The sequence below is a fragment of the Streptomyces sp. SDT5-1 genome (genome assembly GCF_052245995.1).
In the GTDB taxonomy this organism is placed as follows: domain Bacteria; phylum Actinomycetota; class Actinomycetes; order Streptomycetales; family Streptomycetaceae; genus Streptomyces.
In genome coordinates, this window is the sequence record NZ_CM125963.1 from 7269622 (window position 1) to 7278785 (window position 9164).

General features: G+C 67.6%; 11 protein-coding genes and 1 pseudogene. 5 read left to right on the forward strand and 7 right to left on the reverse strand.

Annotation, left to right across the window (positions count from 1 at the left end):
* Positions 1 to 249: 249 nt before the first annotated feature.
* The 3 genes and pseudogenes from ACTWJ8_RS33365 to ACTWJ8_RS33375 all read right to left on the reverse strand — a co-directional run.
* On the reverse strand, positions 250 to 489 hold the full coding sequence (locus ACTWJ8_RS33365) for a hypothetical protein (protein ID WP_443261277.1): 240 nt from the start codon (positions 487 to 489) through the stop codon (positions 250 to 252).
* A 264-nt stretch (positions 490 to 753) separates the two neighbouring features.
* The gene (locus ACTWJ8_RS33370; protein WP_356373526.1) at positions 754 to 1068 is read right to left on the reverse strand and encodes an STAS domain-containing protein; all 315 of its coding nucleotides are present in this window, start codon (positions 1066 to 1068) and stop codon (positions 754 to 756) included.
* A gap of 215 nt (positions 1069 to 1283) precedes the next feature.
* Positions 1284 to 1436, reverse strand: a pseudogene (locus ACTWJ8_RS33375) (IS5/IS1182 family transposase); the annotation flags it as partial.
* Positions 1437 to 1620: 184 nt separating this feature from the next.
* Between ACTWJ8_RS33375 and ACTWJ8_RS33380 the strand changes: the two are divergent.
* A complete protein-coding gene (locus ACTWJ8_RS33380; protein WP_443261278.1) occupies positions 1621 to 3552 on the forward strand; it encodes a galactose oxidase-like domain-containing protein in 1932 nt (643 codons plus the stop codon).
* A 471-nt stretch (positions 3553 to 4023) separates the two neighbouring features.
* Here the strand turns inward: ACTWJ8_RS33380 and ACTWJ8_RS33385 are convergent, their stop codons facing one another.
* Positions 4024 to 4554: a MarR family winged helix-turn-helix transcriptional regulator gene (locus ACTWJ8_RS33385; protein WP_443261279.1), complete on the reverse strand. Its 531-nt coding sequence runs from the start codon at positions 4552 to 4554 to the stop codon at positions 4024 to 4026.
* Positions 4555 to 4612: 58 nt separating this feature from the next.
* Positions 4613 to 5674 (reverse strand): PP2C family protein-serine/threonine phosphatase, encoded by a 1062-nt coding sequence (locus ACTWJ8_RS33390; RefSeq protein WP_356373867.1) that lies wholly within the window; start codon positions 5672 to 5674, stop codon positions 4613 to 4615.
* Between the two features lie 158 nt (positions 5675 to 5832).
* Between ACTWJ8_RS33390 and ACTWJ8_RS33395 the strand changes: the two genes are divergently transcribed.
* Together ACTWJ8_RS33395 and ACTWJ8_RS33400 are read left to right on the forward strand one after the other, a co-directional pair.
* Positions 5833 to 6342 carry a nitroreductase family deazaflavin-dependent oxidoreductase gene (locus ACTWJ8_RS33395; RefSeq protein WP_443261280.1) on the forward strand — a complete coding sequence of 170 codons (510 nt, stop codon included), beginning with the start codon at positions 5833 to 5835 and terminating at the stop codon, positions 6340 to 6342.
* Complete coding sequence (locus tag ACTWJ8_RS33400) at positions 6339 to 6728, forward strand: hypothetical protein (protein WP_356373522.1); 390 nt, start codon at positions 6339 to 6341, stop codon at positions 6726 to 6728. Before ACTWJ8_RS33395 ends, ACTWJ8_RS33400 begins: the two co-directional genes overlap by 4 nt.
* Positions 6729 to 7072: 344 nt before the next feature.
* On the opposite strand, the gene ACTWJ8_RS33405 is transcribed toward ACTWJ8_RS33400, so the two are convergent.
* Entirely contained in the window at positions 7073 to 7705 is a 633-nt protein-coding gene (locus tag ACTWJ8_RS33405) for a TetR/AcrR family transcriptional regulator (RefSeq protein ID WP_443261281.1), read from the reverse strand.
* An 86-nt stretch (positions 7706 to 7791) separates the two neighbouring features.
* Between ACTWJ8_RS33405 and ACTWJ8_RS33410 the strand changes: the two genes are divergently transcribed.
* On the forward strand, positions 7792 to 8211 hold the full coding sequence (locus ACTWJ8_RS33410) for a nuclear transport factor 2 family protein (RefSeq protein ID WP_356373520.1): 420 nt from the start codon (positions 7792 to 7794) through the stop codon (positions 8209 to 8211).
* Positions 8208 to 8423: a heavy-metal-associated domain-containing protein gene (locus ACTWJ8_RS33415; RefSeq protein WP_356373519.1), complete on the forward strand. Its 216-nt coding sequence runs from the start codon at positions 8208 to 8210 to the stop codon at positions 8421 to 8423. Before ACTWJ8_RS33410 ends, ACTWJ8_RS33415 begins: the two co-directional genes overlap by 4 nt.
* Positions 8424 to 8457: 34 nt before the next feature.
* Here ACTWJ8_RS33415 and ACTWJ8_RS33420 read toward each other — a convergent pair whose 3' ends face one another.
* Complete coding sequence (locus ACTWJ8_RS33420) at positions 8458 to 9012, reverse strand: hypothetical protein (RefSeq protein WP_443261282.1); 555 nt, start codon at positions 9010 to 9012, stop codon at positions 8458 to 8460.
* Between the last annotated feature and the right edge of the window lie 152 nt (positions 9013 to 9164).

Consider the following 9164-nt stretch of genomic DNA (forward strand, 5'->3'; position numbering starts at 1 on the left):
TGCTCTCGCCTGGCCGTCCCTGATCCTCGCCGCCTGTCTCCGCCTCGCGAAGGCGGGCGGCGCAGCGTTCGTCTCCACCGACTGGTGGCACAAGCCCTCGGCGCGGCTGCAACCCGGACGCCTCAAGCAGGACTGCGGGTTCTGCGCTCAGGGAGGTGCGCTCGTTCGTTGGAGCCGAGCAGTCCTCGCAGCGGGCTGATGTGGCCCGCACGCGCCTGCGCGAAGAAATTGCGTGTGCCCTGCCCGGGGTCAGGACTTCCGCTCCAACGCAGCGACGGATTCGTTGAATTGTTCTTTGCTGATCATCCCGCTCGTCAGCTTCCTGCGTAGCTCGTCCAGACTGTTGTTGATACTCGTACGTCGAGCGGCTTCAGCGCTGCGTCGCCCCACGGCTCCAGCCCGCCGGCGTGCCTCGCGCTTGCGGTCATCCAGTATTCCGTCCGCCTGCCGAGCCAGCATCGCGGCGCAGTCCATGAAGAAGCTCGGCATGTGAGTGGCCCCTTTCCAGCGTCTTGTATGGCAAGTCTCGTCTACAGCAGCAGGAGACCGGAAGGGGGCGCCGCGCCACCATCGCCACCGCCGCCCTCGCGGTCGCCGCCGCCGGGAGCGGGCTCGGCATCTGGCTCGCCCAGGACGACTGCACCACCGGGACACGCTCGACTACTACGACGACGGCACGATCAACGGCAGCCTCGATTGACGACGGTGAGGGCTTCTGCTCGTGCGAGGTGCCTGCGCGCAGCGTCCGTTGAGTCAACGGGTGAACGGAAGGAGGTCAGTGAGTCCGGAGGAAGCCAGAGCCTCGCGAACGCATTCGCTTGCGACCGTGAGAGCGAGGCTGCCCCCGACATGGCTGGCGGCATGACGTATCCCCACCAGGGTGAACAGACTCCCGTTGTCGCAGTATGTGATCCCGTCGAGGTCGAGCAGCAAGTGCCGGTGGCCTGACTCCAGTTCGCGGACAACCGTGTCGCTGAGCTTGCCGATGTTGATCACATCCAGCTCTCCGAAGAGTGTCAGCGTGAGGAACGTCGGGCTCCCGCCAGAGGAGGTCTCGTAGATGGCCAATCTGTCCACGAGGCTATCTTTGCATAGTGCAAAAGCGGATGTCACCCAGAACGGTCAAACCGCCAGTTCCTGAGCATGGAGTGTCGCTCAGCCAGAAACTGAACCTCTTCTCTCTGGTGCTTTGGTACGTCAGGGAGAACGAAGCCAAAACCTGATCGTTGCGACGGCGATCGCGCCACGAAACACGAGCGCTCTCGTGTCGTACCGGCCGATCCATCGGCGTCGACCTGCACGGCCCGCAGAACCCGCTCATGGGTGCCATCGGCCGACCGCCGCCGACGGCGATCACGCACTGGCTTCCAACTCCCGCCTCGACCGACATTCCTCGGCAGATGCGGCTCCAGCCGAGCCCACTCGCCGTCCGACAGAACGGGGCTCCGGGGCGGGCCGCCGGCATCTCGCTCGGCGGCCCGAGGTGGCCACGACCGGCCGTTGCGCGAATCGAGGTATTTTGCACAGTGCAAACAAGCGCGCCTTCAGGCCCCGTCCGGGCGGTTGCGGTAGTCGTCGACGCCTCGGTCCCGCGTACGACATCGTTTCTGGAGGCATTCCATGGCCGCAGCCCGCCGCTCTCCCCTCAAAGCCCGCAAGACCTGGCTCGGAGCGGGAGTCGTCCTGGTTCTTGCCGGCCTCAACGCGCCTGCCGTGATCGGCGTGGCCAACGAGAAGTACCGTGACTGGGAGGCCAACCAGCCCTCGTACAAGGCGAAACGGGGCCACTGGGCTCTGGCCGACCTACCTGACGGCCACCAGCTCAACTCGATCCACGCGATCCTGCTGCACACTGGCAAGGTGTTGCTGATCGCCGGCTCCGGCAACAACGTCAAGCTGTTCAACGGCGGTGTCTTCAAGTCCACCCTCTGGGATCCGAGAACCGACACCTTCAAGAAGATCGACACACCGAAAGACATGTTCTGCGCCGGTCACGCCCAACTGCCCGACGGAAAGGTGCTGATCGCCGGCGGCACCGCCCGCTACGAGGTCCTCAAGGGGGACGTGAAGCGCGCGGGTGGCGCGATGCTGGTCAAGAACGAGGACCCGGACAAGGCGCGTAGTTTCCCCAAGGGCACGGTCTTCCGCGCGGCGGACGGCACCGAATACCGAAGCCGGTTCCCGGTGCACGTACCGGCGGCGAGAAAGACGACCACCGGTGGCACCGTCAAGGTCACCGCCAGCCAGGCGCGCGTCTACGTCGAGTCCTCCGTCGAAGGCGCGAAGGGTGTCACCAATACCACCAAGCAGTACGAGATCGAGGGCCTGCGCGGCACCGATGCCGACAACGTCTACGGCATGGCCAACAAGCTCGGGCTCGACAAGAAGGACTTCCAAGGCATCAAGGAGGCCTACGAGTTCGACCCGGTCACCGAGAAGTACACCAAGGTCGGATCCATGCGCGAGGCCCGCTGGTACCCGACGCTGACCACGCTCTCGGACGGGCGGGTGCTCGCCGTATCCGGCCTCGACGACGTCGGACAGATCGTGCCGGGGGAGAACGAGATCTATGACCCGTCCACCAAGAAGTGGTCGAAGGCACCCAGCCGCTACTTCCCCACCTACCCCTCCTTCTTCGTCACCGGGAAGAACAAGCTCTTCTACTCGGGCTCCAACGCCGGATACGGGCCCGCCGAGAAGGGACGCAAGCCCGGCCTGTGGGACCTGGACACCAACTCCTTCACCCCCGTCGGCGGGCTGCAAGAGCCTGACATCCTGGAGACCTCGTCGTCCGTGCTGCTACCTCCGGCACAGGACAACAAGGTCATGCTCCTCGGCGGAGGCGGCGTGGGCGAATCCCCGAAGTCGACCGCACGCACTGCCGTCGTCGACCTCGACGACCCTCACCCCGCCTTCCGGCCCGGACCCGACCTCCCCGAGCCGACCCGCTATTTGAACAGCGTGCTGATGCCGGACGACACCGTGTTCACCACCGGCGGCAGCCGCGGATACCGCGGCCGCGACGCGAGTGACATCCTCCGGTCACAGATCTACGACCCCAAGAAGAACACCTTCACCCCGGCCGCCGCCCCGACCGTCGGCCGCAACTACCACACCGAAGCGCTCCTGCTGCCCGACGGACGCGTCGCGGTCTTCGGTTCCGACCCGCTCTTCTCCGACAAGGCCAACTCCCGCCCCGGACACTTCGAGCAGCGCGTCGAGGTGTTCGAACCGCCCTACCTCCACCGCGGGGACCACCGCCCGCGGCTCACCACGGCGACCGCGTACACCAAGCGCGGGGCCCGGTTGACAGTGAGCAGCGCGGACGCCGCGCGCATCCGGCACGTGCGCCTGATGCGCCCGGGATCGGCCACCCATGTCACCGACTTCGATCAACGTTCTGTCGCCCTCGGCATCACCGGCAGAGGCAAGGGCGCACTGACCGTCACCGTGCCCGACGACGCCTCCCTCGTCCCGTCAGGCTGGTACATGCTCTTTGCCACCGACCGGAACGGCATCCCCTCGCAGGCCACCTGGGTGCGAGTGCAGTAGCCCCCTCCGTGCCCCCCATTCGCGACGGAGAGCGGAACCGCGGCTCGCCACCCGCGGACGCCGGGCCACATCCGGGGCGCAGGTGCTCGGCGAGCCCTGGTGCGGCTGCGGCAGGGCTCAAGGGGACCACCATGTGCCGGGGCCGCCCCCACGCCATTCGATCAGAGGCGAAGCCGCCGCTTCATCGACGTCCAGGGCTACGCCCGCCAGACGGAGCATCTCGACCACGTCGGTCAGTGAGCGGGCGACGCCGGCCTGCTTTCCGCGGAGTGTGACGCGCCGACCGGCGTTGCCGTGCGCGGCATGCACTATTACAGGACGCGGCCCGTCAGCGCGGGGAGACAATGACCATGCCGGTCCGACGCATGCCGCGGAACGGCCGTACTGGGGGCGGTGTCGTGTGGACCATCCGCTCATGAGTTCAGCTCTCCTGTCCCTTGGCAGCCGGCAGGAGTCCCGGGCTCGTGCCGGTCAGCCTGCTGCTGGTGATTCGCCCCAGCCCAGGGGGTGAAGGGCGTCGCCTTCGGCAAGGGACGGAGCGTTTGGTTCGCCCCCCACCTGGTTGAAGTCGGTCAACGCGTCGATGAGTGCCACCCGTTGCTGCGGGGCGAGTCGTTCGACGATCGAGGCGATCTCCCGTCGGCGTCGGGAGGTGACGTCTTCCACCGTTCGTCGGCCCTCGTCGGTGAGCCGGAGCAGGTTCTCGCGGCGGTCTTCCGGGTTGGTCTGCCGGTCCGCGAGACCGGCGGCGATCAGACGGTCCACCATGCGCATCGCTGTGGAGGGGGCGACGCCCAACTGCTCTGCCAGGACGACAAGTTTCGTCGCGCCGCGCGAGGAGAGCACCACCAGCATGCGGAACTGTGGGAGCGTCACCCGCTCCTCGACCTCGGCGAGGGAGCGCGCGGAAACCGCCACCAGTACACGGGAGGCGGTCAGGACCGCCCGGGTCACCGCGTCCACATCGTCCATGCGCTCCGCTGGAGCCGCTTTCCTGGTCATGGCCTCTTTGTACCCTGCCCACGCCGTGCTGCGCCCTCCGCCTCTCGGTGTTCACGCCTCATCGCTCCCGGTAGCGCAGCAAGAGCATGGCGGCGTCGTCATGCAGTGGGCCGCTGGCGTGCCGCACCACGTCCTCGCGCAGCGCCTCGAGGGCGTGTTCGGCCCCGGGCGTCTTGAGCAACGAGGCCCGGTCCTCCAAAGGGAAGAAAGTGCCGTCCGCGTCGCGGGCCTCGGTGACCCCGTCGGTGTAGAGCAGGAGTTGGTCGCCGGGAGCGAAGTCGATGCGGTGGGTGCGAGGGGGCTCGCCCCCGTGTATGCCCAGGCCAAGCGGGAGGGAGTGGACGGGTGGGTGCGGGAAGTCGACCGAGCCGTCGGCCCGAACCAGCATCGGGGCCGGGTGCCCGCAGTTCAGCACCATGGCGGCACGCTCCTCGGCACGGACCTCGACCAGTACCGCGGTCACGAATTTCTCGCCGTTCACCTCCCTGGCGACCCTGCGTTCCAGCCGGGCGGCGAGAGCGACGAGGTCGGGCTCGTCGTGCGCCGTCTCGCGGAAGGTCCCCAGGACGACGGCGGCCGTCTCGACCGCGGCGAGGCCCTTGCCCTGCACATCGCCGACGATCACCCGCACTCCGTACGGCGTGGCGACGACCTCGTAAAGGTCACCACCGATCCGTGCCTCCGCGACCGCGGACGTGTAGGACACGGCGACCTGCAGTGGCCCCGCGCTGCGCGGGACCGGGCGCAGCAGCACGCGCTGCGCGACCTCGGCAATCGAGCGTACGCTGGCCAGTTCCGCCTCCCGCCGCGAGCGCGTGCTCGCTGCGATGGCACCCGCCAGCGTCACACCGGCGACCGACGCCATCGCCGTGTACCCGCGCCGGGTCTCGAACAGACCGTCGTAGGTGCCGAGGCCCGCACACAGCAACAACGCCACGAAACCGATCAGCGCCGTGCGCCGCCACGTGCCGATCAGCCCGGCGAAGGCCGGCCCGAGCGACACCAACGGGAGGAACCCCACCCCAGGACCGGCCGTGAGGTCCACGACGGTGACCACCGCCATCACCACGGCGGGCAGCCAGGACAACACCCAGTTCCTTCTGCCCTGGCGTGCCTGCATGGCCATGGCACTCCCACATGCGTCGTATCCGAACCGGTCGCCTTCGCCGGGCGACCCCCCTGCCTTTAGACTATGCAAAGATTGCGTCGCCCAAGTGAAGCTTCAGCGCACCTTGTTACCCAATCGAGTCGGACATCAGCGCCAGAAAGGGCTCTGCGATGACGGCCCATCAGCACCCCGCACCGCGCCGTCCACCGCTTCCGCGCGGCTGGCGGCGACGCCTCGCACGCCTGCCGATCGGCCTCTACCGGGTAGGGCTGGGGTCGCTCTTGGGACGCCGGCTCCTGCTGCTGCACCACACCGGACGGCTGAGCGGCCTCGACCGGCGTGTGACCCTCGAGATCGTCGCCCGCGACCCCCTGCGCGGCACGTGGACCCTGGCCTCCGGCTTCGGGCCCAAGGCCGCCTGGTATCAGAACCTGCGCGCCTGCCCCAAGACCACCATCCAGGTAGGCAACCGCTACCACGCCGTCACCGCACACTTCCTCGGCGAGGACGAGGGGAGCGACATCATGGCCCGCTACGCACAGGAGCACCCCCGCACCGCACGCCGGCTGTGCTCCTTCATGAGGATCGATGTCGACGGCAGCGAACACTCCTACCGGCGCGCGGGACGACAGATCCCATTCGTCCGCCTGGAAGGCTCGCCAGGGAAGCGGGCGGTATGACGGAGCGCGAGCCGCACATACCCGACGCGGAGTGGCACAAGTTCCTCGCCGACAGCGAGCGTGCCATCCGCCGCACCGCCCCGAGGGAACCTTCCGCCCGCGAACGGTCGGCCTCGATACCGCCCGAGGAGCAGGCGGTCGGCGAGCTGTGGACGCCCAAGGACCACAACCCGGTGCGCCGTTGGCACGAGTTGAGTCGCCGTGAACGCTCCCGCCGCTGCGCACGGCTGGCCGGCTCCCTCGCCGCGCTCATCGTGCTCCTGGTCCTGACGGGACGCGGTCAGGAAGGACGCCCTCTCACGGACGACGACCGACCCGGAGGCGTCATGCTGCAGGAATCCGGCGCCTCCCCGGGCATGACACCCACTGCAGCGGCGACGCCGTGATCACAGCCCCTGCCTACAGGTGACGCCCCTCGCCGGCCCCGACCGAACTGGCCGCCTCCCTTCGCTCGTCGGCGAGACGCGCACTGCCCAGTCCTCTGGGGCGGATCAGGCACGGCAACCGACTGGCTGGTCGGCGTCAACGCCGAGAGCCGAGAACTGCGCGCTGGTCCAACCACCTGACAGGCCAGCTCCACGGCTGAGTGTGACAGTGGCCAACCGGACCGCTACGTGGCCAACTGCAGCGCTCGGCTGTCCTGTGGCGGCGAACCGTGAGCGCGTGCCATCGAACACAAAGCGATTTCCAATGCCGGTAGTCGTGCGAGCTCTTAGGGGTCGGTCGCCACTCACTTCGACTGCTTCGCCGGCTGCGACCGACGAGACGCACCTGCTGAGTCGGAGGCGCCGAGCAGGCGGAGCAGGCTGGTGCGCAGGGCGTCCCGCGCCACCGCCGCGGGCAGCCTGCCGGCGTCCTGCTCCGTGCTCGCCGTGTGCCCGAGTGCCATGGTCGAGGCAACGAGCCAGTCGACGGGAAGCCTGTCGTCGAATTCTCCGGCCTGCCGGCCCCGTTCGATCACCCGTCCGATCCGGTCCGTGACAGGCAGGTGCCGGTCGCGGTCGGCCTCTGCGCTGACGGGTTGCGCGCTGATCATCTTCAACAGTACGGGGTAGCGCTCTGTCACCTGGGCGCTGGCGTCGATCATGCGGAGCAGTGTGTCCGTTGCGGTATCGGCGTCCAGGGCGATGTCGTCCATGGCGGCGACGGCTTCGTTGGTGATGCGCTCGACGACCGCGAGCAAGAGCTGTTCCCGGGAGGGGAAGTGGGCGTAGATCGTCGGGCGAGTCACGCCCGCGGCCCCGGCGATGGTCTCCAGGCCGGCGTCGGGATCCACGTTGAGGACCTGGGTTGCGGCATCCAGGATGGCGGCCCGGCTGCGGCGGGCGTCAGCGCGGCGGTTACGGGGAGGGGACGACTTCACCTCTTACATATTGCCAAACTTATCCGCGACTGTATATTTGACAGCTCGTAAAAGATAACGTCCGTACGTCAACGACGGGAGCCGATATGCGACCTCTTGACAGCACAGACCCCGGACAGTTCATCGCGGACTTCTACACCTCGTTGACCGAGGAGTTGCTGCAGTCGGACGAGGATGCAGCGGTGATCATCGATCGCTATCACACGCCGGATGTCGTGGAGATCGCCGACGGACACCGGATGGACCGCGACAAGCTCATCGCGCATTGCCGACCCGTGCGGAAGAACCGCCCCACTCTGTACATGGAGGTGCACGAGGCCATCGCCGACGGCACCCGACTTGCCGCCCGGTACACCATGCACTCCTCACAGCGCGGCAAGGACCTCGTCACCGAGGTGTACTTCTTCGGCCGGTTCGCGCCGGACGGGCGTATGAGCCAAGCACACATGACCACCCGCACTCTCCGAGACAACGAGTGCGGCGAGCAGCAGACAATGGCGCCGTGACCGAGCACACCTACGCCGTCAGAGGCATGGTCTGCGGCCGCTGCGCAGAGTCGGTTGGTGAAGAACTCGAAGGAATCGCGGGGGTTACGGCTGTCAACGTGGACATCGACAGCGGCACGGTTGTGATCACGAGCGAAGAGGCGTTGGACACCGCGAACGTACGCGCGGCGATCGAGGAAGCTGGCTACGAGCTGTCTGCCGAAGGCGCGTAGATCTTGTCAGCAGCCACGGTCACACTGAGAGGGGTCAAACTTGTGTGAGGGCGAAGCCTCCGACGGACACCACGACCAGGCTGACGCCGAAGAACACTTTGTGCCAGGTCGGGACAGTGATCTCGGGGTTCTCCTCACCGTTGCGCCCGCGCTCGAACACTTCCTTGAACAGTCGTCGCTGCGGCAGGATCCCGATGCTCAGGGCGAGGTGGGCGCTGGTGTACAGGACGAGCATGGAGGGCAGGTCCATGCCCTTGATCTTGCACACGAGATACAGAGGTGCGCTGAGCACGACCATGATCGTCGGGTAAGCGATGCGGAACTTGCGCAAGGGGATCCAGGAGCCGAGATGGCAGCTGGACAGGATCAGGGATCCTATGGCTGCCAGCCACAGCCAGCCGAGTGGTACGGATGCGAGCACGTTTGTGGGGTTTCCTTTCAGGCCGGTGGGGGGGGGGCGGCCCCACCCGTTGATGCGGACCAGCTGTCTGTCACCCGAGGAGCGTGCGAGCCGCCACAGGTACCACAGGATGCGGTGGCCGGGCCGCGTCCCGCGATACTGGTAGGCGATGCGGTCGCCGATCGGCATCTCCGGTACGCCAGGCAGCACGGTCCCACGCGATGCGTTGGCAGCGGGAGCTCCGTCTCGACGGCCGCGCTCTCGCCACCATTGCGGCCCACCGGACCGGGGCCAGGTGGCCGTCTTCCGGGCGGCCTCCCGCCGCTGACGCCGGGCCAGCA

Bases quoted from the DNA above. Each gene is read 5' to 3' on its own strand.
- ACTWJ8_RS33380 (WP_443261278.1), top strand. From the start codon at position 1,621: ATGGCCGCAGCCCGCCGCTCTCCCCTCAAAGCCCGCAAGACCTGGCTC.
- ACTWJ8_RS33400 (WP_356373522.1), top strand. From the start codon at position 6,339: ATGACGGAGCGCGAGCCGCACATACCCGACGCGGAGTGGCACAAGTTC.
- ACTWJ8_RS33365 (WP_443261277.1), bottom strand. From the start codon at position 489: ATGCCGAGCTTCTTCATGGACTGCGCCGCGATGCTGGCTCGGCAGGCG.
- ACTWJ8_RS33420 (WP_443261282.1), bottom strand. From the start codon at position 9,012: ATGCCGATCGGCGACCGCATCGCCTACCAGTATCGCGGGACGCGGCCC.
- ACTWJ8_RS33410 (WP_356373520.1), top strand. From the start codon at position 7,792: ATGCGACCTCTTGACAGCACAGACCCCGGACAGTTCATCGCGGACTTC.
- ACTWJ8_RS33390 (WP_356373867.1), bottom strand. From the start codon at position 5,674: ATGCAGGCACGCCAGGGCAGAAGGAACTGGGTGTTGTCCTGGCTGCCC.
- ACTWJ8_RS33395 (WP_443261280.1), top strand. From the start codon at position 5,833: ATGACGGCCCATCAGCACCCCGCACCGCGCCGTCCACCGCTTCCGCGC.
- ACTWJ8_RS33385 (WP_443261279.1), bottom strand. From the start codon at position 4,554: ATGACCAGGAAAGCGGCTCCAGCGGAGCGCATGGACGATGTGGACGCG.